Source organism: Shimia sp. R10_1, assembly GCF_017744095.1.
In the GTDB taxonomy this organism is placed as follows: Bacteria; Pseudomonadota; Alphaproteobacteria; order Rhodobacterales; family Rhodobacteraceae; genus Shimia.
Map to the genome: position 1 here is coordinate 799,057 of NZ_JAGHQX010000001.1, position 23,223 is coordinate 822,279.

Below are 23,223 nucleotides of genomic sequence, written 5' to 3' on the forward strand. Positions count from 1 at the left end.
TCATCATGGCTGCTCTAAAAATCAAGAAAGGCTCCACGAGCCACTCTGCTTACAACCTACGTCCCAATTTCTCGGACACGCAAGAAGCCCACACGCTGGCGGTTCTGGTCGACAACGAGCCGGGCGTATTGGCGCGTGTGATTGGCCTGTTTTCCGGCCGTGGCTACAACATCGAAAGCCTCACCGTGGCGGAAGTGGATCACACCGGCAAGCTGTCGCGCATCACCGTTGTGACCACCGGCACACCGCAGGTTATCGAACAGATCAAAGCACAGCTGGGCCGCATTGTGCCGGTGCATGACGTACATGACCTGACTGTCGAAGGCCCCTCTGTTGAGCGCGAACTTGCTCTCTTCAAAGTGGCAGGCACGGGCGACAAACGTGTGGAGGCCCTGCGTCTGGCAGATATCTTCCGCGCCAATGCCGTGGACAGCACGCTGGAAAGCTTTGTCTTTGAACTGACCGGCGCGCCTGAGAAAATCGACGCCTTTGCCGATCTCATGCGCCCGCTCGGCCTGATCGAGGTAGCGCGCACCGGCGTGGCGGCCCTCTCTCGCGGCTCCGAATAAACAGCTCATGAAACAATGAAAAGGGAGGCCACAGGCCTCCCTTTTTTGGTTTAAGACAGGCCACAGCGGGCCACATCTTTTCTGTTTAGGGTCTTCCCCTCAACACTGCCCCGTGCTGAGGGCTTAGAAACCAGACCACGTCTGACACGACCAACGCGCAGCCGTGCTATCCGTGCTCCAAGCTCTCCAAGTCAGTTGCCGAAGCTTTTGCGCACCGTTCTGACGGAAAGCGTATAACATTGTCACTCTCCGTCTTCATCACAGGCTGAAAGGGCAGAGATTCGCCTCCAAGGGCCAACCGACTCGCCGTCTTCAGCATGTCGATCAAATCATCCGCATCCCTATGCGCGAACAGACGAATGTTGGTTGCACGCCGCAGCTGCTCGCTGTGACAAATATCAAACACCAACAGATCGCCCACACGTGGTACAATTGGCGTGTCCCGTCCACCAATTGTTGTGTTTTCGCTGTCCTGCGTCCCGTCAAAAAATGCGAGATCTTTCTGATCTTCGCACCAAATCAGGGCCTTACGGCGCTTTGGATCACTCCAAAGTACCAAACCGAGCATTCCATACTCCCCAAAAGTCTACCTTACCCGTGCAATACAACACCTTTCTTTCGCCCTGGCGGGGGCTTGCGCAAACGCGGCCCCCCTTTAAAACTGCCTACTGGCGGACAGGGTCTTTGTTTCGCACCGTTCTGGCGCTCCTGACGCTAAAGAGCATCATCGCTCTATAGTTAGCGCCTGTCGTTGGGTAAAATCCAGCGAAAATTGAATATGTGTGGTTCTCGTATATGTATGATTTCTTCAACGATCAAAGAGCGCGCAGTGAAAACTTCAGAGTCTCAAAACAACCTGGAACTTTCCCCGAAGGAGCTGCGTGAAACCTTCAGTCGAAATCTGCGCGAACTGACAAAGCCTTATCGGTCGATTTCCAGCCTATGCCGCGATCTTGGCATCAACCGAACCCAGTTTAATCGCTACTTGGCCGGAGAAAGCTTTCCGCGCCCGGAAATCATCGCCCAGATCTGCAGCTTCTTTGAAGTAGACGCCCGCATCTTGCTTGGCCCACTCGCCGCAAGCGCCGACAGCGGTCCCGGTCACACGCACCCCTTTCTTGATGGGTTTGTCGGCCCCAAACCCGGCTGCATCAGCGAAGAACGTTTCCCCCCCGGCTTCTATCGGTTTTCTCGACAAAGCTTTTTGCACACGGACTTGGTTATTCACGGGCTGGTTTATGTGTTCCGCAGTGACGGGTTCACGCTACTACGCGGTTACGCCAGCCGCAGCGCCATGCGCGAAGTGTCCTTGCCAACCGACAGCGCCCTGCGCGAATTTCGCGCCGTGATCACCCCGCAAGAAGACGACCTCTACTTTATGCAATCGCACCGCAACAACATTGCCAGCGTGTTCAACTACCTCACCCGCGTCAGCGACTCCCCGACCCAGCTCTGGGTTGGATTTGCGGCCCGCCCGGACCGTGAGGACGCCACAAAACGGCGCATCACGCGGCTTGTTTTTGAGCGTTTGACCGGCGGGCTCTCAGACGCCCGCGCTGTGGCCGCCATGACAGGCTATCTGCCTCTCAGCGACCTGCCCCAAAGCCATCAGGACCATCTGCGCGTCGACCAACCTTTCGCGTGACGCCCCGAAAGGTGGCTTAGGGTGCAGTGGGGCACAGACGCTAAGCGCCCGACCCAAACACCACCTGACACGAGTTAAAGCGCCGCGCGCGCCTCCTCTTCTACCCCGGCAGCTTTGATCTGCGCATAGAGATGCCAACTCGCGTGGCCCAGCACGGGAAAGATCACAAACAGGCCCAGAAACCCCGGCACCATCGCTGCAAAGGTCAGCCCGGAAACCGTGGCCGCCCAAATCAGCATCACCCCAAGGTGTGCCTGCACATATTGAAAGCTCGCAATCATCGCCGTGACAAAATCCAGCTCGCGGTCCAGCAGCAAAGGCAGGGCAAGCACCGTGATCATGTACAGCAGCATCGCAAACAGAAAACCGACCACAGAGCCAACCCCGAGCATCATTAGCCCGTTTGCGGTGGTATAGACCTCCAGAGAACTGGAAATATTCGTCATCACCGACAGCCCCAGAAACAGGGCAAAAATCATGTGCCCCAGAAAAAACCAGAACAAGAACACGATGATGACAACCGCACAGATCGACGGCAACTGCCGCTTGCTCTGGCGCAGCACCACACCTGCAATCAAGGGCCAGTCCATGCGCCAGCCCCGCTCAAGCCGCAAAGACACCTCATAGAGCCCCACAGCTGCAAAAGGCCCCAATAGTGGAAATCCAATCGCCGCAAACGTCAGCCAATAACTCTGCCCGCTCGCCAAGGTGAGCCAGACCATGGCCCAGCCTCCAAGTACATAAAACATTGCGAATCCAAGTCCATAGACGGGCTTCTTCATGAAGTCTCGCAGCCCAAGCCGCAGGGCCTGTGCCAGCATATCCACCCGCACGTGACCCAGCGTGGGCACCCCATGTGCCCGCGCACCATCTGCCGCTCGCGCCGCTGAAAACCGGGTGTGAGCCTGCGCATCTGCCTCGGCGACACGCGATGCCCCCTCTGTCTTCTCCGGAATGCGCCCTGCTACATTACCTTGTATGCTCTCCTCAGACATGCGCCCTCCCCGCGCCTGTTCCTCCAGAGACCATGAAAGCGGCTTTGGCGCGTCAAATCAACCGATGGACAGCTTTGGCGCATGCGCCTGCGGCCAATGGGTGGCACTATGGTAGGCCTGCGCGATCTCCAAAATCTTTCGATCCGCCCCTTTGGCACCGATAATCTGCATCCCCATCGGCAGACCACGGGCATCAAACCCGACAGGCACACTGATCGCAGGCAATCCCAACAGACTTGCAGGCACCATCACCTGCATCCAACGGTGGTAGCTATCCATCGCTTGCCCCGCGATGTCCTTGGGCCAGTCCCATTCCGCCGGGAACGGGAAACACTGCGCCACAGGCAAGACCACCGCGTCAAACTGCGCAAACATCTCAGCTGCAGCCACATACCAGGCCGAGCGCACCCGACTTGCCTGGTGCAACCCCATGGCATCCATCTCAATGCCCCGGCGCACTTCCCACTGCACCTCCGGCTTCAGCCGCTCCCGTGTCTGCACATCCTGATACAGCGGCGCAAGCTCCCCCGCCAAGGCAAAGGCACGCAGCCTGCTCCAGCTCTGAAACATCGCCTCTGCATCAAACGGAGGCTCCAGCGCCACAACCTCGGCTCCAAGATCCGCAAGCACCGTCAACCCCGCCTCACAGAGTGGCAGAATGCCCTCCTCCATCGGCATTGCGCCGCCCCAGTCACCCAGCCAGCCGATGCGCAACCCCTCTGCATTGCAGTGCTCCGGCACGTCCCAGTCCTGCGTTGGCATGTTAAACGGCACGCCCGCCTCCGCCTGCGCCATCACCCGCAGCAGCAAGGCGCAGTCTCTTGGGCTGCGCGCCATGGGTCCAATCGTGGACAGCTGCTGCCAGAAACTCTCTGCGCCCACCTCCCGCGGCACCACCCCCCAACTGGGGCGAAAGCCGTACACATTGTTCCATCCGGCCGGATTGCGCAGTGACCCCATCATGTCGCTGCCATCCGCCAACGTCACCAGCCCCAGCGCCAGTGCAGCCCCAGCGCCCCCAGAGCTGCCCCCAGCTGTACGTGCGGCGTCAAACGGGTTGCGTGTGACCCCATGCACCGGGTTGTAGCTGTGGCTGCCCAGCCCGAACTCCGGCACATTGGTTTTGCCAATGAATATCGCTCCCGCTGCACGCATCCGCGCGACAAAGGCGCTGTCAGCCTCTGAAATCCGGTCGGCAAACAAGGGGCTGCCTTCAGTGTTGCGCGTGTCTTTGACATGCGCAAGCGCTTTGATCGCCATGGGCATGCCGTGCAACGCGCCCCGCGCCTCATAGGGCACCGCATCCGCCGCGCGTGCCTCTGCCAGCAAGACCTCTGCCGCCCGCAGATCCACAATCGCATTCACCGCCCCGTTGCGCGCTGCTATCCGCGCCAATGTGGCTGTCATGACAGCCTCCGCCGTCAGCCGCCCCTCGCGCAACGCCGCAATCAGAACCCCTGCATCCCAGTCCAGAAAATCGCTCATCTGCTGTCACCCTCCACGGCAATCGCAGCACGATCCGCCCACAACCGCAAGCCTCAATAGCGCAAATGGCGCGCCCTCAAAGGACACGCCGTCTTCTCATTCACAAAATATCCTGGGGTAGACACCGCTTGCGGTGGCAGGGGCAACGCCCCTCCCTTCCTTCTCAGCGCAGCAGCGCCCGAAAGGTCAGGATCAGTCGTCCGCCTGCGCGTCCGCGCGGCTCATGCCCGCCACATCCATCGCCAGCGTCGCCGCCATAAACCCGTCCAGATCGCCATCGAGCACCCCTTTGGTGTCGCTGGTTTCATGGCTTGTGCGCAGATCTTTCACCATCTGATAGGGCTGCAGCACGTAAGAGCGGATCTGGTTGCCCCAGCCTGCATCGCCTTTGGCCTCATGCGCCGCGTTGATATCTGCGTTCCGGCGGTCCAGCTCCATCTGATAGAGCCGCGATTTCAACGCCTTCATGGCGATATCGCGGTTCTGGTGCTGCGATTTCTCCGAGCTGGTCACAACAATGCCTGTCGGCATGTGGGTGATCCGCACCGCAGAGTCGGTGGTGTTGACGTGCTGACCACCCGCCCCTGAGGAGCGGTAGGTGTCCACGCGAATGTCTGCCGGGTTCACCTCAATCTCGATGTTGTCATCCACCACCGGATAGACCCAGACCGAACTGAAGGAGGTATGGCGCTTGGCAGCACTGTCATAAGGCGAAATCCGCACCAGACGGTGCACACCGCTTTCCGACTTCAGCCAGCCATAGGCATTGTGCCCGGAAATTTTATACGCTGCGGATTTGATGCCTGCCTCTTCGCCCGGTGTCTCGGACTGCAGCTCAACCTTGTAGCCCTTCTTCTCCGCCCAGCGCACATACATCCGCGCCAGCATAGACGCCCAGTCACAGCTTTCCGTGCCACCCGCACCAGAGTTGATCTCAAGGAAGGTGTCATTGCCGTCCGCTTCGCCGTCGAGAAGCGCTTCAAGTTCTTTCTCCGCCGCCTTCTCCGCCAGCGTTTTCAACGCGGCCTCAGCTTCGGAAACAACCTCTTCGTCCTCTTCCATCTCGCCCAGCTCAATCAGCTCGACGTTATCAGACAGCTCGGTCTCGATGGATTTCACGGTGTCCATCGCATCCACAAGCAACTGACGCTCCCGCATCAGTTTCTGTGCGCCTTCGGCATCGTTCCACAGGTCCGGATCTTCTACGCGGGCGTTGAATTCTTCAAGACGATAGGCTGCCGTTTCCCAATCCATACGCTGGCGCAATAGGGTCAGGGATTTCTCGATCTCTGTAACAGTATTCTGAGCGTCCGCGCGCATGATCTTAGCCTCATTCCGGTTCAGATCAGGGTGATAGCGCAGAGCCGCAAAGGGGGCAAGGCACGAGGCGCGCCTCACAGCCAAACCAGAGACCATCAATGAAGATACATGACATGTTTTCGGAAAATTGTCGGTTGAAAGGCGCTCTGAATTTTACCGAAGGCTTAAGACTTTGTGGCAACAGGAGTGTAGATTTTTTCAGGATGCACCTTATGCGAAAGTTCGCCAAACTCTCCCTCTCCATCTTATTTTGCTTTTCTGGCGCTGCGGCAGCGATGTTTGGGGTACATCAGGTATCCGTTCCAATTGTGGAAACCCTGATGGAAGCGGATCTGCGCAAACACTCCGAACTCTGGCAACGCCGGGTGATCCTGCATCTTGATGACCCCGCGGGGACCTTCCTCAATGGTGAGCTGACCAGCAATAACATAAGCTACTTTGAGCTGCTGCCAGAAGCCTCCGATGTCTATCGCTTCAAACTCTATGACACCGAGGGGCTGGTGATCTGGTCCACACGCTCCGGCGACAAAGGGCTGTCGGATGCCGACACCTTCCCTGCGCAGGAGATCTTGCAAGGCAAGACCTCCTACCGCCGCACCCAGAAACCCGCCGCTGAAATCGATGGGCTGGCGCTCCACGCTCTCTCACAGGATGTGGCCACGCATGAGGTCGCAGAAATTTATGAACCCGTCATTTCTGATGGCCGCGTGATTGGCGCGCTTGAGTTTTACACGGACATCACCGACACCCGCGCCCGGTTCCTCATGCGGGTTCGCGTGCTTTTGGCAGGCCTCACCGCTCTGGCAATTGCAACGGTGACTGCCGTGGCCTTTGTGCTTTTCCGTGCAAACAGGCGCCAATATCAGGCCCTCACCCGTCGTACCACCAAAGAAAAGAAACTGCTCAGCGAGCAGCTCAAACTTGCCCGCGACGTCAAAATTCTGGGTGAGCTGAACGAATGGCTGCAATCCAGCCGCTCTCTGGATGAACTCTTTGACATGGTCAAACGCTTCATGACCCATGTGCTTCCGGATGCCGAAGGCAGCGTGTACGTCTACTCCAACTCCCGCGATGTGCTGGATGGCTGGGCCAGCTGGAACGGTGGCAACCACAAAGACCACATTCGCCCGGACGAATGCTGGGGCCTGCGCCGTGGTCGCACCTATGAATATGGCGATAGCGAGATCAATTTCACATGCTCGCATGCTGAGCCACACAACGATCACCCCTATTTCTGCTTCCCAATTCTGGCGCATGGCGAAACCGTCGGCCTGCTGCACCTACGTGCCAAAAGCAACGATTCAGAGATGTTTCACGCCAATCGGGATCTGGCGCAGATGTGCTCTGAGCAGATTTCGATGGCCATCGCCAATGTGCGCATGCGCGACGAGCTGCATGACCAATCCGTGCGCGACCCGCTCACAGGTCTGTTCAACCGCCGTCACATGAACGAAACCCTGCGCAAAACCATCGGTGACAGCCAGCGCAGCACAGAACCCTTTGCGGTGATCGCGATTGACGTGGACCACTTCAAAAAGTTCAACGACACCCACGGCCATGATGCCGGGGATATGGTGCTGCGCGCCGTAGGCTCGGTGCTGCAACAGGATTGCGACCGCGACGATGTGGCCTGCCGCCCGGGCGGCGAAGAGTTCACGCTTATTCTCCCGGGCACCGGGCTCGATCAGGCTCAGGAACGCGCAGAGAACCTGCGGCGCGCTGTGGAAAACATCAAAGTGCGCTATAGCGAGAAGACTTTGCCCCGCATCACCATCTCTGTTGGTCTGTCCATGTATCCAGAACACGGCACCCTGCCCCAGATGCTGCTGCGCAGCGCAGATGATGCCCTCTATCAGGCCAAGGCACTGGGACGAAACAAGGTGGTTGTGGCCGATAGTCTCGAGACCGGGGAACATGAGGGGGAGCCGTGGGAAAAAACAACCCCGACGGCCTTACCATCCGCGGCCACTGAAGCGCCTGAAGACACAGACGACGCACCCCAAAAGAAGGCAGGCTAAGGCTAAAAAACACCAAGCCCCACCAAATCTGGTGGGGTTTTTCTATTTTACAGAGGGAAATTCCCCCGCCCCTCCCTCTGCACAGGGCAGAACGCTTGCACCCAAGCCGCCACAAATCTTGACGAAAAATTAAACGTCATGGTGTACACTACAAATCTTCTAAATTTTGCCTAATTCTCTTAATACCCCTGCGGAAACCGTGGGGTCACTTCGGTTATAGTACATTTGGTTTGCGATCCGCTGTGGCTCACCACAGAAGAGATCGCCTAACGCGCACAGAGAAAGAATTTCACGTGCCCAGTTTCAGCATCAGTGGTGGCAATTCCACCACCTACACCGATCCAACACCGGGCAATGGTTTTGTCATCGACTTTGATCGTCTCGACAACAGCATCAATGTCCAAATCAACGGTGTGGATCTGTTTGTTGGCGGCCCTGCGGGCGCCCCGAACGAACTGCAGTTTCAAACAGCGGCCACAGCGGGGCAAACCGTGCGTTTCGCCGATGGCGACCGCTACGGCACCAACACGCCAGAGATCTGGCAGCTGCGCAATTCCGGGGTCGATCCCGACCCAGTGTTTCGACTTGAGATCAATCCCGACGGCACCATCGCTCTCTATGGCATGAAATTTAACAACGGCCCCCTCGAAGAGCTGGAGCTGTTCAATGGTCTCACCGTCAACTCAGCCGCCATCGCAAGCGCCTGGAACGACGATGGGCCCAACACCGTTGTCGTGGATCAGTCGGTCACCGGCCCCACCAACGCAAGTGGCGATTTTGAGGACGTGCCCTGTTTTGTCGCAGGCACCCAAATTGAAACGCTGCTTGGCTCCAAACCGGTTGAGGCGCTGCATGCTGGCGATCTTGTGCTGACCTATGACGGCACCTACGAACCCATTCGCTGGATCGGGTCATGCGCACTGGATGGCGCGCATTTGCGGGCCACACCAAAACTCAAACCGATCCTGATCAAGGCAAACGCCCTGGGGCTCGGGTATCCGCAACGCGATCTTTGCGTGTCTCCCCAGCACCGGATGCTGGTGTCCTCAAAGGTTGCCATGCGCATGTTTGGCACCAGAGACGTGCTGGTCCCGGCCCATAAACTTCTGCCACTGGATGGCATCGAGGTGCTTGGTGACACGTCGGAGGGCGTGACCTACTGGCACATCCTGTTTGATGACCATCAGGTCGTCTGGTCCAACGGTGCGCCCTCCGAAAGCCTATTCACCGGTCCGCAGGCGCTCAAAGCGCTCTCACCGGCGGGTCGCGCCGAAATCGAAACGCTGTTCCCTGAAATCTGCGCGCCCGGTTTCAAACCCACCTCCGCCCGCCACATCCCCGCTCAAGGCAAACGGGTCAAAAAAATGGTCGCCCGGCACCAGGCCAACAACATGCCGATCTATTGCCACTCCTAGGCTGAGGCGACGCCTCAGATAGAAATGGCCACTGCAACACTGACACCCTGCTGTTCCCCCGCACAGCCAAGCCTGACAAACCTTGCAAGCCCAATCGGAAAAGCCCCAAACGTGCGCCTCAAACACATTTCCGGCCATTTCGCTGTGGCAAAACTCCCATCGGACGCCGCGCTGCCGAGTTGGTTCACCGGCAGGGCCTTCTCTGCCATGGTGAGAGCGGAGGATGAGCTGACCCTTGTGTGTGAGGCCCATCTCGTCCCGCCAGAGGTCACAGCCCAGCGCGGATGGGCCTGCTTCCGCACGCTGGGTCCATTCGCCTTTGACGAAGCCGCCATTGTCGCCGCACTCATAGCGCCCATATCCGCCGCCGGCATTGGCGTGTTCGTGCTCTGCACCTTTGACGGAGAGCATATCCTTGTCCCTTCAGAGCATTTTGACAGTGTTCAGAACCTACTCACTGCACAGGGGCACGAATTTGTCGCCTAACGCCTGACAATCGGTCCGACAACGCCCCCTGAAACCAGCGTACCCGGTCTCAGGGGCTTTGCCAGACCACAGCCCTATGCGGCCATAAAAAGGGCCCCGGTCACCATCTGACCGGGGCCTCATCGTGTCACATGTTGCGCGTGTCAGGCGGTTAGATCAATAAAGCCCACCCGAACTCACCGTACCAAAGTCAGCCTTTGGCCCCACAATCCCGGTGCCACCGCTTGAGGTGGTCACCTCTCGGCCAGCCGATTTGGCAACCTCTTCCACCAGCGGCAGGTTCTGCCCCATCGCAAAACCACCGTCATAGGTGATGCCAAAAATCGGCTCTTCGCCATCGCGGAAATACTCCGCCACCACATTTGCGCCGCTGGCATCGCCATCCAGCCGTGCGCCGGTGTAGCGGTCAATCTTGATGAAATGCCCACCCGGCGGCACGCGGAACTTACCACCGCCGTATTTCTGCACGGCCTCTTCCATAAATTCCTGGAACACCGGCCCACAGGTGGTGCCACCATACGCCCCACGCCCCAGCGGCCGCGGCCGGTCATAACCGATGTAACAGCCTGCCACGATATTGCTGGTGAAGCCGACAAACCACACGTCTTTGGCCTCATTAGTGGTGCCGGTCTTACCCGCCACCGGTACAGGCAGGTTGATCTGGCTGCTTGCCGTACCGCGCGTCACCACGCCTTCCATCATCGAGGTCAGCTGATAGGCAGTCACCGCATCCATCACCCGCTCCCGATTGGTCACGATCCGCGGCCCCCGTGTGGCCGGGATACTTGGGTCGAGACAATCGGTACACTCGCGCTGGTCATGACGATAAATCGTCTTGCCATAGCGGTCCTGCACTCGGTCTACCAAGGTCGGCTCAACCCGCTCACCGCCATTGGCAAACATCGCATAGGCCGCCACCATCTGATACAGCGTGGTTTCATCCGCGCCCAGCGAGTTCGCCAGAAACGCCCCCATATTGTCATAAACACCAAACCGTTCTGCATAGCGCGCCACGGTCTCCATCCCGACCTCTTGCGCCAGACGAATGGTCATCAGGTTCCGGCTCATCTCAATGCCAGTGCGCAGCGGGGTCGGCCCGTAGAATTTGTTGGTCGAGTTCTTCGGGCGCCAGACCCCCTGCGGTGTGTTGATCTCAATAGGCGCGTCAATCACGATGGTCGCGGGGGAATAGCCGCTGTCCAGGGCCGAGGCATAGACAAAGGGCTTAAAACTAGATCCCGGCTGACGCTTCGCCTGCGTCGCGCGATTGAACACCGTGTCCTGATAGCTAAAGCCACCCTGCATGGCGATCACACGGCCGTTGTTCACGTCCATCGCCATAAAGCCGCCCTGCACCTCCGGCACCTGCCGCAAAGACCAGCGCACAAAATCGCCACTGTCGTCGTTAGTGATGGCACGTACCAGCACCACGTCACCCTCAGAAACCAGATCGCCCGCTACACGCGCCTTGCGGGCAAGCGAACCATCCGCAAGCCGTTTGCGCGCCCAGGTCACATCTTTGGCACTGATCCAATGGCCGTCGGCGTCATCTTCCACGCCCTCGATCCCGATCCGCGCATCATTGCTGCCAACGTCCAGCACAACCGCCGGATACCATTGCCCCTCAAGATCCACATCACGTGGCACCAACACATCCGCCAGCGCACCGCGCCATGCAACCTCATCTGTCAGCAGGCCGGCCTCAATCACCTCGCCTGTGCCCCGCCAGATGCCACGGCTGCGGTCATATTTTTCAAGCGCACGGCGCAGCGCTCGCGCCGCCACATCCTGCATCTCCGGGTCCTCGGTCGAACGCACGGTCATCCCGCCGGAGAAGAACTCGTCCTCGCCAAAGTCACGGCTCAACTGTCGGCGAATCTCATCCGTGAAATAATCCCGCGATGGCAGAGTTGATTTGAAGCTCTCATAATCACCATTCTGCACCGAGCGCAGCGGCAGCTCCTTTTCAGCCTCATAGACCGCCTGCGTGATATAGCCGTTTTCGGCCATTTCCTTCAGCACAAAGTTGCGCCGCGCCAGCACCCGCTCTTTGTTGCGTACAGGGTGAAACTTGCCCGGCGCTTTGGGCATGGAAGCCAAAGTCGCCGCCTCATGGGGGGCAAGCTCTTCCAGCGACTTGTTAAAATATGTCTGCGCGGCTGCGGCCACACCATAAGAGTTCTGCCCGAGGAAAATCTCGTTCATATAGAGCTCAAGGATCTGATCCTTGCTCAGCGTCTCCTCGACGCGGGTCGCCAGAATGATCTCTTTGATCTTACGTTCAATGCGCCGGTCACCTGACAACAGGAAGTTTTTCATCACCTGCTGCGTGATGGTCGAGGCCCCGCGCACGCTTTCCCCACGGCTCTGCACCGCTTCTACGGCCGCCGCTGCAATCCCGCGCGCATCAAAGCCCGAGTGGTAGTAAAAGTTCTTATCTTCTGCGGAGATAAAGGCCTCTTTCACCATATCCGGAATCTCTTCCGCAGGCACAAACAAGCGCCGCTCTTTGGCAAATTCATCAATGATATGGCCCTCACCCGAATAAATCCGGCTGATGGTCGGCGGCTTGTACTGCGCAAGGCTCTCATGGCTTGGCAGCTCTTGCCCATAGATCCAGAACACCGCCCCAATAGAGAGCGCCACAACGGCCAACCCCATGGTGACAAAGGTGAAAATGGTTCCGAAGAAAGACAGAATAAAACGTATCACGCCGAAGGCCCTTAAGTCGCAGCTCAGAGCCTCTCTATATAGGGGCGCGCCGGGCGGGTCAAAACACCTCTCTGTGCCTCAGGCAAATAAGCGCTGCGTCATACGGTGCTTTTCAAGACGCCGACGCGTTCTCTCGCTGCTCCAGATACTCCGCCAGCCGCGCTTTCATATTGGGCACCGCATTGTTCATTCGCAAAAACCGCGTCACATCCCACATGCGCCAGGCCTGCCCTTCCTCCCCCAGCCGCAAGCGGTTGATGTCCAGATCCGGCACTTCCGCCACAAAAAACCAAGTGACCACCTCACCCTGTCGTCCAGAAGCGTAGCGGCGTTTGTAGGTCAGCGCTGCTTCAGGCAGCGCCAACCCCAATTCTTCGCGCAATTCGCGCAGCACACAGGATTCGGGGCTTTCTCCATCCTCGCGCCCACCGCCGGGGAAATCCCACATGTTCGGAAACGGAATATCCGCCTTGTCGTCCCGCAGAATAGAGACCAGCTGATCGCCTTTCAAAAGCGCCATCTTGGCCCCGTCAAAATCGGTAAATTCGCGCATTTCGACCCGTCTGTTGTGTTCGTCTTCCCCCGGCAGCACTCGACGGTGTTTGCGGCGCAAAGGGAAGTCATCTTTCCTCAAGTTTGCGGCAATAGGCGGAGCTTTGCCACTCACAACCGCACATGTCTGGAAAGTCATTGGCTGGTGGCCGTCGCGCGGCGAGGCCTATTGGCGCACAAGCGCCCGTGTCGCTTTGTCCTCTTCGATCCACGCCAACAACCCGTCGCGCAAACCCGCCGCCATCGCCGCGCGCCATCCAGCATCCTGCAAATTGGCCAAATCCTGCTGATCTGACATGAAGCCCAGCTCAATCAGAACCGAGGGCACATCCGCCGCCTTCAAGACGGAAAAAGCGCCTTCTCTCAGGGGCTTACGGTTCAATCTTATACCACCTTCACGCAAGGAATCTGCCAAGGAATGGGCCAGTTTGTCGGTGCGCGGCTCCGTCTCCATCCGCGCCAGATCCAACAGCACATCGGTCACTTCATCATCCGCGCCGGACAGATCCACACCAGAGATGATGTCCGCGCGATTGTGCCGTTCTGCCAGCAAAGCAGAGGCCGCGTCACTCGCCTCTTCTGACAGGGTGTAAATCGTCGCGCCCTTGGCATTGCCCTGGCTCAGGCTGTCGGCATGCAAGGACAAAAACACATCGGCCTGATGCTGATGCGCCAATGCGACCCGCCCCTCAAGCGAGACAAACACATCCGCATCCCGAGTCATGATCACCTCAAAGTCCCCAGCCCGACGCAGCAGGTCACGCAGCTCGCGCGCAAACATCAACATCAGCGCCTTTTCCTGCACGTCCCCCCGCTCAGCTCCCGGATCAATTCCGCCATGCCCCGGATCAATCATCACCCGTGTCGGGGCCCAATCCGGGCGTGGCGCAGGCGCTGCCTCTGCTGCGGGCGCAGGCAAATCCCAGCGTGGATCATAGGGCGCGCCAGCCGCTGCCGCAAAAGCCGCCGCATCCGTCGGCGCCAGTCGCAGCGCCAGCGTCGCCGCCCCCGTGGCCTCGGCCACAGCCATCTCCGCGCTTTCCACATCAAATGGTCCCGCCAAATCCAGCACCATCCGACTCCACCCCGGACGATAGGCCCCAAAGCGCAACCCGCTCACGCCTTCTGCACTGCCGAGTTCCCCCGCCTTGAGGGTGCCCCAATCAACCTCGCGAAAGTCCAGCACAACCCGTCGTGGGTCGTCTAATGTAAACACCCGCCACGGCACCCCTTGGCTCAGACTGAGGCGCAGGTCCGTGACCCCACGCCGCCCGTCAGACAGGCCACTCTCGGCCACATCCAAACGCGCCAACGCGGAAAACCCATCCTCCTGCGCGCCCGCAAACGTCGGCCCCAAACCCACGCACAGCCCCAAAGCTGCCGCCCGTAGAAAGCTCATAGATCTGCCAAATCGCGCGCTCAAAATCATGCCTGCCCCACCGCTGTTCCGCGTGTCTTTGGGCACACCCTATATCAGCGCGACCGCCTATACCACGCCCGGTTTACCCAAGCTTGGACAGACCAGTGTTTCACACCTTTGGATCCGGGTTCACCGTAAAGCCATCCACGGCAATCACCTGCCCGCTGATCATCCGCGCTTTGTCGGAACTCAAGAATACCGCCATATCCGCCACATCACCCGCCTCCACAAAGGCGCCCAGCGCTGTGCCTGAGGCATAGCCCTCATAGACCGCATCCCGCGTCATGCCTTTGGCCGCCGCTTCCCGTGCCAGAACGCCCTCCATACGCGGCCCTTCCACCGCGCCGGGACAGATCACATTGGCCCGCACACCAAAGCTGCCCAGCTCCATCGCCAGCGTTTTGGTCAGCCCGATCACCGCCCATTTCGCCGCTGCATAAGGCGCGCGATACGGGTAGCCGTATTGCCCCGCCGTTGAGCTGGTGATCACAATCGCCCCCTGCCCGGCCGCCTTCATCATAGGTGCGGCATATTTGGCCGCCAGAAACGCGCCTTCCAGATTAACCGCCACGCAGGCCTGCCAATCTTGCAGTTTTATGTCCTCCACCGCCGCTGTTGGCCCAGCAACTCCGGCATTTGCGCAAAGCGCATCCAGCCCGCCCCATGCGGCCTCCACCTCCGCAAAAAGTGCGGCCACGCCCGCCTCATCCGTCACATCAAGCTGCGTCTTGCGCCAGCTATCCGGCACCTCCGCCAAAGCCGCGCCATCCAGATCCGCGACCCAGATCTGCCAGCCGTCGCGCGCAAAAGCCTCCGCCATCGCGCGCCCAATGCCAGAGCCGCCCGCTGTGATCAGAACCCGGCCGCTCATCGTGGCTGCCCCACATAGCGCCCAGCCCCTTCCGGAGCAGGCAGATCCGCCTGCGCGGCGCAGATCATCTTCAGATTGGCGGCGATCTCTTCGCTAAACGGCGCTGGCCGCCGCGTCTCAAGGCTCACATGAATCAGGATATGCTCCCCCGTCGCCAAGAGCTTTTCGCCCGCATACATCTCATGCCAGACATGCATCTTCTTGCCTTCGCCCATCAGCACGCGGGTGCGCACCTCAATCACGCTGCCCAAATGGGTCTCGTCAATGTGCCGGATATGGGTCTCGGCGGTGAAAAAGCTGCCACCCGTGGCGATATAGGCCTGATCACAGCCGATGATCTCCATCAGCCGGTCAGTGGCATCGGCAAAGGCATGCAGATAGCGGCTCTCGGTCATATGCCCGTTGTAATCCAGCCAGTCGATCGGCACCGCCCGGCGCACCGTCACAATCGGCTGGCTTGGGTCCGCAATCTCGCTGGCTGTGCGCACCATGCCCGCCTCGGCAGAGAGCTTGGCGTCATGCTTGTTCAGCACCGCACCGGAGGCAAAATCCTGCGCCTTCAAGGCCCGCATCATCGACACAAGATTGTTGTCGCGAATGCGCTCCATCTCACGAATGCTCATATGGCCGGATTGTGCGTCAGACTGCCCCGCAATCAGATCCACCAGCTCTTCGGTGAACTCCGGCACATCCATCAGCTTGGTCCAGGGCCATTCCAGCGCAGGGCCAAACTGCGCCATAAAATGCTTCATCCCGGCCTCGCCACCCGCCACGCGATAGGTGTCAAACAGCCCCATCTGCGCCCAGCGAATGCCAAAGCCCATGCGGATCGCCTCATCAATCTCCTCGGTGGTGGCAATCCCGTCTTTCACCAGCCACAGCGCCTCACGCCACACCGCCTCCAGGAAGCGATCCGCAATATGGGCATCAATCTCCTTGCGCACATGCAGCGGGAACATCCCCACCCCGGACAAAATCTCTTTCACACGCGCCACCATCTCCGGTGGGTTTTTCTCGGTGGGCACCACCTCTACAAGCGGCATCAGGTAGACCGGATTAAACGGATGGGTCACCACAATCTGCGCCGGTCGCGTCGCACAGCCCTGCAGCTCGCTCGGTTTAAAGCCACTGGTGGAGCTGCCAATGATGGCCTCCTCGGCGCAATGCTCCTGCAGCGTCTGATAGACCTTCCGCTTCAGCTCCAGCCGCTCGGGCACGCTCTCCTGAATCCAAGCCGCGCCGTCCACAGCTTCAGACATGGTCTCATGAAAACTTAGCGTCCCCTCGGCTGGCAAAGCCGTGTCACTCAACCCCGGCAGGCTCACCCGCGCATTGGCAATCACCTCGCCAATCTTGCGCTCTGCCTCCGGGTCCGGATCAAACACCCGCACATCCCAACCATTGAGCAGAAACCGCGCCGCCCATCCGCCGCCAATCACCCCGCCGCCAATAATCGCTGCTGTCTTTGTCATCCCGTGTCCTTTCCGCATGATACGGGTCGCTGCACCTCTGTGCGCGCCCTAGTCTCCCTCAAAAAAGGAGACCGCCTATGTCTGTTCATTTTCATCCGCTGCCCGCCGCCGAGGTGGCCGCAATCCGCGCGAGCGGCATCGACGCCTATGGCAACCCCGTGGAACGTGCGATTTGTGACGGCCCCGGTCATCCCTGCCGGTCGTGTCTGACGGAAACCGCCGCTGGGCAGCCGTTCCTCACGCTGGCCCACCGCCCCTTTGAAGGCCAAAACGCCTTCACCGAAACCGGCCCGATCTATCTCTGTGAAAGCTGTGCTGGCACGCCGCCAAGCGCCGCCCTTCCGGCGATCCTGAGCGCGCCCAGCCATATTGTGCGCGGCTACAGCGCGGAGGAGCGCATTGTCTACGGCACCGGCCAGGTCACCCCGACGGCAGAGATCAGCGCCTATGCCGCCACACTGCTCGCGCGGGACGACATCGCCTTTGTCGATGTGCGCAGCGCCTCCAACAACTGCTTCCTGTGCCGGATCAAACCCGCCTGAAACTCGCCGCTCTGCCGCGCGCAAAAAAGGCCGCGCAACGGCCTTTCTTAACCATTGCAGCGCCGACTCAGGGGCCGTTTTTGGCACCGACGCAATACCGTAGGGATACCGACGCGATACCGACGTGTTGTGTTTTTGGCCAAACAGCGCGCGGTAGGCACAAAAGCCTGCAAAGCTTACCCCGCCGCACGCAGCTGTTGCGCCGCCCTCCCGCAAGGCCTCAGCCCTTCGGCGCGCGTTTCACCAAGCCAAGCTTTTCGCGCACTTCTGCCGGGCCAATCACCCGCGCGCCCATGTTCTCAATGATGGTGCCCGCGCGCTCCACAAGCTGCCAGTTTTCCGCCAGCACCCCTTTGTCGAGCCACAGATTGTCCTCCAGCCCCACGCGCACATTGCCGCCTGCCAGCACCGCAGCCGCCACATAGGCCATCTGATTGCGGCCCAGAGAAAACGCGCTAAACGTCCACTCATCCGGCACATTGTTGACCATCGCCATAAAGGTGTTGAGGTCATCCGGCGCGCCCCACGGCACGCCCATACAGAGCTGAACAAGCGCATTGGGCTCCAGCACGCCATCTTTCACAAGCTGTTTGGCATACCACAAATGCCCGGTATCAAAGGCCTCAATCTCGGGCTTAACCCCCAGATCCGTCATCATTTTTCCCATCGCCGTCAGCATGCCCGGCGTGTTGGTCATCACATAATCGGCTTCGGCAAAGTTCATTGTGCCGCAATCCAGCGTGCAGATCTCCGGCAGGCATTCCGCCACATGCGCCACCCGCTCCGTGGCCCCCACCATATCTGTGCCCGCCACGGTGGGCAGCGGGGTCTCGACACCGCCAAACACCATGTCACCGCCCATGCCAGCGGTCAGGTTCAGCACCATGTCGACCTCACTGTCGCGAATGCGGTCGGTCACCTCGCGATAGAGGCCCAGATCACGGCTCGGCGCACCTGTTTCCGGATCACGCACATGGCAATGCACCACCGCCGCGCCCGCCTTGGCCGCCGCAATCGCGCTGTCGGCAATCTGCTTCGGGCTGCGCGGCACATGCGGGCTGCGATCCTGCGTCCCACCCGATCCGGTCACGGCACAGGTGATGAAAACCTCACGATTCATTTGCAGCGGCATGGCGATTCCTTTCTTGCTCCTTGCCCAACCGTACTGCTCTTGCGGCGCAACACTTTTCACCTTACGAAAATTACATGACTGAATCCGCAAAAATTGGCGTTTTTCACCCTAATCCCGCGCCGCTCAACACCGCCATTCTGGTGCTGGATGAGTGCAACACGCTGAGCTTTGCCGCCACCGTCGACCCCATGCGCGCCGCCAACCGCCGCGCCGGAAAAACGCTCTTCAAATGGCAGTTCTTCACGGCTGAAGGCACACCCGCTGCGCTCACAAGCGGCCTTGAAATCACCGGCCCTGCGCTGTCTGAGCTGGACAGATGTGATCTATTGTTTGTGGTGGCGGGTTTCCGTCTGGAGGAACAATCCACCCCGCGCCTGCGCGCCTCGCTGCGCCGTATTTACAATGCAGGCGCCTCGCTCGCCGCCATCGATGGCGGCCCCTGGCTACTTGCCCGCGCAGGGCTGCTCGATGGTCATGAGGCCACCACCCACTGGGAAGACCTCGAAAAATTCTCTCAACAGTTTCCGCAGGTTAAAACGCTTCAGGACCGGTTTTGCCTGTCAGGGCGCATCGCCACCTCGGGCGGCGCAAGCCCCTGCATCGACATGATGCTGCACCTGATTGCCAGCCGTTTCAGCCCCGATCTGGCCCGCCGTGTTGGAAGCGCCTTTCTCTATGATCCAATGCCCTCTCAGGCACAAAGCCCCACCTCAACCCCGCGCCAGATGCGCCAGCACCCGCAGGTCGGGCGCGCGCTGGATGTCATGGCCCGCGCGCTTGACACGCCGCTCTCCATCCCCGCTATCGCCTCCATCATCGGCACCTCAACCCGCACGCTGGAGATGCGCTTTGCCGCGCATTTGAACAGCTCCCCACAGGCCACATATCTGCATCTGCGCCTTGAAGAAGCCCTCCGCCTCGCCACAGACACCCGCCTGACAGTACGCGACATTGCGCTGGCAACAGGCTTCAACAGCCCCACCAGCTTCGCCCGCGCCTTCAAAAACGCCCACGGCAAGTCTGTCCGCGACCTGCGCCGCAGTCGAATCTAACTCCTTCATTTTGCTAAAAATACTCCCGCCGGCGGCATCGAAGTTTTAGCGCGCAGCCGCCAAGATGCCATCCACATCCAGATGTGTTTCCACATGATCTGCCAGACGATCCAGCACCGCCTGCACGGTGACGTCATAGCCCTCATTGCCCACCTGCGCACCCAGCGCAGTCAGCCAGGCCCGGCGGAAGACATCATCGCGGAACATGCCGTGCAGATAGCTCCCCGACACCTGCCCACCCGCAGAAACCGCGCCCTCATCACGCCCGTCCACCTGCGCAAAGGGCCGCGCCCGATCCGGCCCATCCGTGCGCCCGATGTGGATTTCATAGCCCCGGAAGGCCTCGCCAGAGGCCACATGCACGGCTTCGGTTTCCGTCAGACGTTTGTCCGGTGTCATCACCGTTTCCACGTCCAAGAGCCCAAGGCCTTCGGTTTCTCCAGCCGGGCCTTCGATGCCCTCAGGGTCCTTCACAACCGTGCCAAGCATCTGATATCCGCCACAAATCCCAAGAACATGGCCACCGCGCCGCACATGCGCGGCCAGATCAACATCCCAGCCCTGCTCCCGCAGAAACGCCAGATCACCACGGGTCGACTTGCTGCCCGGAATGATCACCACATCCGCATCGCCAGGAATCGGCTCACCCGCCCGCAACATGGTCAGCGACACGCCCGGCTCCTGCGCCAGCGGGTCCAGATCGTCAAAATTCGCAATCCGCGACAACCCCAGACAAACCACTTTCAAGCCGCCGTCCCGCTCGGCATTCTTGATATCAAGCGCATCTTCGGCGGGTAGTTTCCATGCCTCCCCGAAATAAGGCAACACCCCAAAACCATCCCAGCCTGTGGTCTCTTTGATCAGATCATAGCCATCATCAAACAGGCTCGGATCACCGCGAAATTTGTTGATCAGGAAGCCCACAACCAGCGCGGCGTCCTCTTCCGAAATCACCGCCTGCGTCCCGACAACCTGTGCAATCACGCCGCCCCGGTCGATGTCTCCAGCCAGCACCACAGGCACCTCTGCGGCCTGTGCAAAGCCCATATTGGCGATGTCTCCGGCCCGCAGATTGACCTCCGCCGGGCTGCCCGCGCCTTCTACAATCACCAGATCACTCTGCGATTTCAACCGGTTAAAGCTCTCAAGCACCGCCTCAAGCAACTGCGGTTTAAGCTTGGCATACTCCCGCGCCTTCACCGTGGTCAGCCGCTTGCCCTGCACCACCACTTGCGAGCCCACATCGGTTTCCGGCTTCAACAGCACCGGGTTCATATCCACGGTCAGCGCCTTGCCGCAGGCCAGCGCCTGCAACGCCTGCGCCCGGCCGATCTCGCCGCCATCAGAGGTCACAGCCGCATTGTTGGACATGTTTTGCGGCTTGAACGGTGCCACAGACAGCCCCCGCCGCGCCGCCGCCCGGCACAACCCCGCCACAAGCATCGACTTGCCCACATTGGAGCCCGTGCCCTGAATCATAATTGCCTTGCCCATGGCTCAGCCCTGTTTTGGGAGGAAGGCCTCCACCGCCGCTGAGGCAATGACAAGCACGTTTCCGTCATCGGGATTTGTCACATTCATCCCACCAAAGACCGCTTTCACCGCCGCGCACCCGCGTGGCAAATTCTTAACCAATGCGTCACAATCCACCTCTTCCGGTGCCTGTACCCCCACCGTCACCTGCACCCGCATCTCTTTGGAATCCTTACCCAAAGAGGCAAACATCGGGATCGAAGAATGGCGAATCGCATCCTCGATCGCACGGGCCGCAGCCTTGGTGTAATCCTGTCCGTATTGGTCGTTGCCCATGCCCATTTCGATGATGAAACGCTGCTCGCTCATGCCGCGACCTCCACATCCAAAGCCACCGAAATCGCCACATTGGCCATCACCGTTGGGTTGCCCCCATCCGTGCGCGGCACGTCCAGCCCGCCTTTGACCGGCACAACCGTGACCCGCCCATAAGGGAAGATCGCCGCAATCACCGCGGTGTCAATCTGCTCCGGTTGCTGCACCGCCACCTCAACGGTGATGATCATCTCTGATTTGTCCTTGCCAAAAAGCTCCGCCAGATTGATCGAATTGTGCCACAGCGCATCTTTCACAGCCCGGCTCGCCGCCTCGGTATAGTCCTGACGTCTGAGCGAAGAGCCCATGCCAAATTCGGTGAGCAGACGTTTGATCATTCAGATCTTCCTTTGAAATTTGAACGGACAAAGACGATCAAGGCTATGGCAACCAAAGCAAGTTCTACCTTGAAAGTCCAATGGGACAAGAACGACTTAATCCAGTGATCATGGGTTGCTTGCACAGTCACAAGCGTCATCGAAACCTCAGAAAAGGGCCAGCCCCAGGTCACCTTCCCAGCGATGCTGTCTAGCGCAAGATGCAAAAGCCCGCCGGCTCCAAGCCCTATCAGGAACCCCGCCTTAAAAAGCGCCCCGATAAGAAGTACAGCGGCCCATAAAATCGGGCGATGTGTCAGATAGTCGTGATGATGTGTACTGCCCTGATCGACCAAGTAGAACCACAACATATCCAAATCGGGCACCACACTCCCAAGCAAAACACCCCAGAAAACCGTGCGCGACGCACGCGCAACTACAGGCGATTTCGCGAAGAGATATCCAGCAGGAAGGTGCCCGATGAACATGCTTTAAAATTCCACCCCCGCCTGCGCCTTGATGCCATCGCGGAACGGATGTTTCAGCAGGGTCATCTCTGTTACCAGATCAGCGGCCTCGATCAGCTCCGGCTTGGCATTGCGGCCAGTCAAAAGAACGTGAGTCATCTCCGGCTTTTCGCTCAGCAGAAAATCGACCACTTTGTCGATGTTGAGATAGTCATTGCGCAGCGCGATGTTGATTTCATCCAGCATCACAAAGCGGTTCTCAGGGTTGCGGATCAGCTCCTTGGCCAATTCCCAGCCTGCTTCTGCTTTGGCAATGTCGCGCTCCCGGTCCTGCGTTTCCCAGGTAAACCCTTCCCCTGACACATGAAATTTCACTTCTTCCGGGAAATGCTCTTCCAGAAAGGCCCGCTCACCCGTGGCCATCGCGCCTTTGATGAACTGTACCACAGCCACCGGCATGCCATGTGCGATACAGCGCATAATCATGCCAAAGCCCGACGAGCTTTTGCCTTTGCCCGGCCCGGTGTGCACGATGATCAGACCTTTTTCCTCGGTCTTGGTGGCCATCATACGGTCCCGCGCTGCCTTGATTTTGGCCATCTTGGCCTTGTGGCGTTCGTTCTGATCCGTGTTTTCAGACATTCGTGCCTCTCCGTTCCCGCTTGACTTGGCCGCAATCATTGCCCATTCGAGGTGTCGTTGGTTCCTGCTCCCTCGGGGCAGGTGAAAAGGGAATGTGAAACGGGTCCGACGTCAAGGCCCAAAGCGCAGCCGCCCCCGCGACCGTGACCGGAGAGGTCCGCCACAGCCACTGGAGCGATCCGGGAAGGCAGGAGGGCCACCAGAGCGCAGGCTCTGAAATCTGCAAGCCGGGAGACCTGCCAGCGGAGAAGACATAAACCGGA

General features: G+C 59.5%; 22 protein-coding genes and 1 riboswitch. Of the genes, 7 read left to right on the forward strand and 15 right to left on the reverse strand.

Features of this window, described 5'->3' with window-relative positions; all coding sequences use genetic code 11:
- Positions 1 to 5 precede the first annotated feature (5 nt).
- On the forward strand, positions 6 to 569 hold the full coding sequence (gene ilvN, locus J7413_RS03755; RefSeq protein WP_209096534.1) for an acetolactate synthase small subunit: 564 nt from the start codon (positions 6 to 8) through the stop codon (positions 567 to 569).
- Between the two features lie 166 nt (positions 570 to 735).
- On the opposite strand, the gene J7413_RS03760 is transcribed toward ilvN, so the two are convergent.
- A complete protein-coding gene (locus tag J7413_RS03760) occupies positions 736 to 1,137 on the reverse strand; it encodes a hypothetical protein (RefSeq protein ID WP_209096536.1) in 402 nt (133 codons plus the stop codon).
- Between the two features lie 261 nt (positions 1,138 to 1,398).
- Between J7413_RS03760 and J7413_RS03765 the strand changes: the two genes are divergently transcribed.
- Positions 1,399 to 2,214: a helix-turn-helix transcriptional regulator gene (locus J7413_RS03765; protein WP_209096538.1), complete on the forward strand. Its 816-nt coding sequence runs from the start codon at positions 1,399 to 1,401 to the stop codon at positions 2,212 to 2,214.
- Between the two features lie 74 nt (positions 2,215 to 2,288).
- Here the strand turns inward: J7413_RS03765 and J7413_RS03770 are convergent, their stop codons facing one another.
- From J7413_RS03770 to prfB, 3 genes are all read right to left on the reverse strand, one after another.
- The gene (locus J7413_RS03770) at positions 2,289 to 3,035 is read right to left on the reverse strand and encodes a DUF2189 domain-containing protein (RefSeq protein WP_209096752.1); all 747 of its coding nucleotides are present in this window, start codon (positions 3,033 to 3,035) and stop codon (positions 2,289 to 2,291) included.
- Positions 3,036 to 3,266: 231 nt separating this feature from the next.
- Complete coding sequence (locus J7413_RS03775; RefSeq protein ID WP_209096539.1) at positions 3,267 to 4,694, reverse strand: amidase; 1,428 nt, start codon at positions 4,692 to 4,694, stop codon at positions 3,267 to 3,269.
- A 192-nt stretch (positions 4,695 to 4,886) separates the two neighbouring features.
- Entirely contained in the window at positions 4,887 to 6,014 is a 1,128-nt protein-coding gene (gene prfB / locus J7413_RS03780) for a peptide chain release factor 2 (protein WP_209096541.1), read from the reverse strand.
- A gap of 212 nt (positions 6,015 to 6,226) precedes the next feature.
- On the opposite strand from prfB, the gene J7413_RS03785 reads away from it, so the two are divergent.
- The 3 genes from J7413_RS03785 to J7413_RS03795 all read left to right on the forward strand — a co-directional run bounded on the left by J7413_RS03785 (position 6,227) and on the right by J7413_RS03795 (position 9,933).
- Positions 6,227 to 8,032 carry a diguanylate cyclase gene (locus J7413_RS03785; RefSeq protein WP_247743301.1) on the forward strand — a complete coding sequence of 602 codons (1,806 nt, stop codon included), beginning with the start codon at positions 6,227 to 6,229 and terminating at the stop codon, positions 8,030 to 8,032.
- Between the two features lie 293 nt (positions 8,033 to 8,325).
- Entirely contained in the window at positions 8,326 to 9,447 is a 1,122-nt protein-coding gene (locus tag J7413_RS03790; protein WP_209096545.1) for a Hint domain-containing protein, read from the forward strand.
- A gap of 24 nt (positions 9,448 to 9,471) precedes the next feature.
- Complete coding sequence (locus J7413_RS03795) at positions 9,472 to 9,933, forward strand: ACT domain-containing protein (protein WP_209096547.1); 462 nt, start codon at positions 9,472 to 9,474, stop codon at positions 9,931 to 9,933.
- Between the two features lie 156 nt (positions 9,934 to 10,089).
- Here the strand turns inward: J7413_RS03795 and J7413_RS03800 are convergent, their stop codons facing one another.
- The 5 genes from J7413_RS03800 to J7413_RS03820 form a co-directional block, all read right to left on the reverse strand.
- Entirely contained in the window at positions 10,090 to 12,645 is a 2,556-nt protein-coding gene (locus J7413_RS03800) for a penicillin-binding protein 1A (protein WP_209096549.1), read from the reverse strand.
- Between the two features lie 112 nt (positions 12,646 to 12,757).
- Complete coding sequence (locus J7413_RS03805; protein ID WP_209096551.1) at positions 12,758 to 13,198, reverse strand: NUDIX hydrolase; 441 nt, start codon at positions 13,196 to 13,198, stop codon at positions 12,758 to 12,760.
- A 165-nt stretch (positions 13,199 to 13,363) separates the two neighbouring features.
- Positions 13,364 to 14,596 (reverse strand): N-acetylmuramoyl-L-alanine amidase, encoded by a 1,233-nt coding sequence (locus J7413_RS03810; protein WP_209096553.1) that lies wholly within the window; start codon positions 14,594 to 14,596, stop codon positions 13,364 to 13,366.
- A 130-nt stretch (positions 14,597 to 14,726) separates the two neighbouring features.
- Positions 14,727 to 15,488, reverse strand: coding sequence for an SDR family NAD(P)-dependent oxidoreductase (locus J7413_RS03815; RefSeq protein WP_209096555.1), 762 nt, complete (start codon positions 15,486 to 15,488; stop codon positions 14,727 to 14,729).
- Positions 15,485 to 16,960 (reverse strand): carnitine 3-dehydrogenase, encoded by a 1,476-nt coding sequence (locus J7413_RS03820; protein WP_209096557.1) that lies wholly within the window; start codon positions 16,958 to 16,960, stop codon positions 15,485 to 15,487. Before J7413_RS03820 ends, J7413_RS03815 begins: the two co-directional genes overlap by 4 nt.
- A gap of 77 nt (positions 16,961 to 17,037) precedes the next feature.
- On the opposite strand from J7413_RS03820, the gene J7413_RS03825 reads away from it, so the two are divergent.
- Entirely contained in the window at positions 17,038 to 17,502 is a 465-nt protein-coding gene (locus tag J7413_RS03825) for a DUF1203 domain-containing protein (protein WP_209096559.1), read from the forward strand.
- 220 nt (positions 17,503 to 17,722) lie between these two features.
- Here J7413_RS03825 and J7413_RS03830 read toward each other — a convergent pair whose 3' ends face one another.
- A complete protein-coding gene (locus tag J7413_RS03830; protein ID WP_209078029.1) occupies positions 17,723 to 18,634 on the reverse strand; it encodes a 3-keto-5-aminohexanoate cleavage protein in 912 nt (303 codons plus the stop codon).
- Between the two features lie 74 nt (positions 18,635 to 18,708).
- Between J7413_RS03830 and J7413_RS03835 the strand changes: the two genes are divergently transcribed.
- Positions 18,709 to 19,686 (forward strand): GlxA family transcriptional regulator, encoded by a 978-nt coding sequence (locus tag J7413_RS03835; protein ID WP_209096561.1) that lies wholly within the window; start codon positions 18,709 to 18,711, stop codon positions 19,684 to 19,686.
- 45 nt (positions 19,687 to 19,731) lie between these two features.
- Here the strand turns inward: J7413_RS03835 and J7413_RS03840 are convergent, their stop codons facing one another.
- From J7413_RS03840 to cobO, 5 genes are read right to left on the reverse strand one after another with little or no spacing between them, the layout of a single operon-like run.
- Complete coding sequence (locus tag J7413_RS03840) at positions 19,732 to 21,180, reverse strand: cobyric acid synthase (protein ID WP_209096563.1); 1,449 nt, start codon at positions 21,178 to 21,180, stop codon at positions 19,732 to 19,734.
- A gap of 3 nt (positions 21,181 to 21,183) precedes the next feature.
- A complete protein-coding gene (locus tag J7413_RS03845; RefSeq protein ID WP_209096565.1) occupies positions 21,184 to 21,528 on the reverse strand; it encodes a Lin0512 family protein in 345 nt (114 codons plus the stop codon).
- Positions 21,525 to 21,872, reverse strand: coding sequence for a Lin0512 family protein (locus J7413_RS03850; RefSeq protein WP_209096567.1), 348 nt, complete (start codon positions 21,870 to 21,872; stop codon positions 21,525 to 21,527). Before J7413_RS03850 ends, J7413_RS03845 begins: the two co-directional genes overlap by 4 nt.
- Positions 21,869 to 22,339: a metal-dependent hydrolase gene (locus J7413_RS03855; RefSeq protein WP_209096568.1), complete on the reverse strand. Its 471-nt coding sequence runs from the start codon at positions 22,337 to 22,339 to the stop codon at positions 21,869 to 21,871. Before J7413_RS03855 ends, J7413_RS03850 begins: the two co-directional genes overlap by 4 nt.
- A 3-nt stretch (positions 22,340 to 22,342) precedes the next feature.
- Entirely contained in the window at positions 22,343 to 22,960 is a 618-nt protein-coding gene (gene cobO, locus J7413_RS03860; RefSeq protein ID WP_209096570.1) for a cob(I)yrinic acid a,c-diamide adenosyltransferase, read from the reverse strand.
- 41 nt (positions 22,961 to 23,001) lie between these two features.
- A riboswitch (cobalamin riboswitch) is annotated at positions 23,002 to 23,219 on the forward strand.
- The last annotated feature ends 4 nt before the right edge of the window (positions 23,220 to 23,223 follow it).

Bases quoted from the DNA above. Each gene is read 5' to 3' on its own strand.
- ilvN (WP_209096534.1), top strand. From the start codon at position 6: ATGGCTGCTCTAAAAATCAAGAAAGGCTCCACGAGCCACTCTGCTTAC.
- J7413_RS03760 (WP_209096536.1), bottom strand. From the start codon at position 1,137: ATGCTCGGTTTGGTACTTTGGAGTGATCCAAAGCGCCGTAAGGCCCTG.
- J7413_RS03770 (WP_209096752.1), bottom strand. From the start codon at position 3,035: ATGCTGGCACAGGCCCTGCGGCTTGGGCTGCGAGACTTCATGAAGAAG.
- J7413_RS03775 (WP_209096539.1), bottom strand. From the start codon at position 4,694: ATGAGCGATTTTCTGGACTGGGATGCAGGGGTTCTGATTGCGGCGTTG.
- prfB (WP_209096541.1), bottom strand. From the start codon at position 6,014: ATGCGCGCGGACGCTCAGAATACTGTTACAGAGATCGAGAAATCCCTG.
- J7413_RS03785 (WP_247743301.1), top strand. From the start codon at position 6,227: ATGCGAAAGTTCGCCAAACTCTCCCTCTCCATCTTATTTTGCTTTTCT.
- J7413_RS03795 (WP_209096547.1), top strand. From the start codon at position 9,472: ATGGCCACTGCAACACTGACACCCTGCTGTTCCCCCGCACAGCCAAGC.
- J7413_RS03805 (WP_209096551.1), bottom strand. From the start codon at position 13,198: ATGCGCGAATTTACCGATTTTGACGGGGCCAAGATGGCGCTTTTGAAA.
- J7413_RS03810 (WP_209096553.1), bottom strand. From the start codon at position 14,596: ATGAGCTTTCTACGGGCGGCAGCTTTGGGGCTGTGCGTGGGTTTGGGG.
- J7413_RS03815 (WP_209096555.1), bottom strand. From the start codon at position 15,488: ATGAGCGGCCGGGTTCTGATCACAGCGGGCGGCTCTGGCATTGGGCGC.
- J7413_RS03820 (WP_209096557.1), bottom strand. From the start codon at position 16,960: ATGACAAAGACAGCAGCGATTATTGGCGGCGGGGTGATTGGCGGCGGA.
- J7413_RS03825 (WP_209096559.1), top strand. From the start codon at position 17,038: ATGTCTGTTCATTTTCATCCGCTGCCCGCCGCCGAGGTGGCCGCAATC.
- J7413_RS03830 (WP_209078029.1), bottom strand. From the start codon at position 18,634: ATGCCGCTGCAAATGAATCGTGAGGTTTTCATCACCTGTGCCGTGACC.
- J7413_RS03835 (WP_209096561.1), top strand. From the start codon at position 18,709: ATGACTGAATCCGCAAAAATTGGCGTTTTTCACCCTAATCCCGCGCCG.
- J7413_RS03840 (WP_209096563.1), bottom strand. From the start codon at position 21,180: ATGGGCAAGGCAATTATGATTCAGGGCACGGGCTCCAATGTGGGCAAG.
- J7413_RS03845 (WP_209096565.1), bottom strand. From the start codon at position 21,528: ATGAGCGAGCAGCGTTTCATCATCGAAATGGGCATGGGCAACGACCAA.
- J7413_RS03850 (WP_209096567.1), bottom strand. From the start codon at position 21,872: ATGATCAAACGTCTGCTCACCGAATTTGGCATGGGCTCTTCGCTCAGA.
- J7413_RS03855 (WP_209096568.1), bottom strand. From the start codon at position 22,339: ATGTTCATCGGGCACCTTCCTGCTGGATATCTCTTCGCGAAATCGCCT.
- cobO (WP_209096570.1), bottom strand. From the start codon at position 22,960: ATGTCTGAAAACACGGATCAGAACGAACGCCACAAGGCCAAGATGGCC.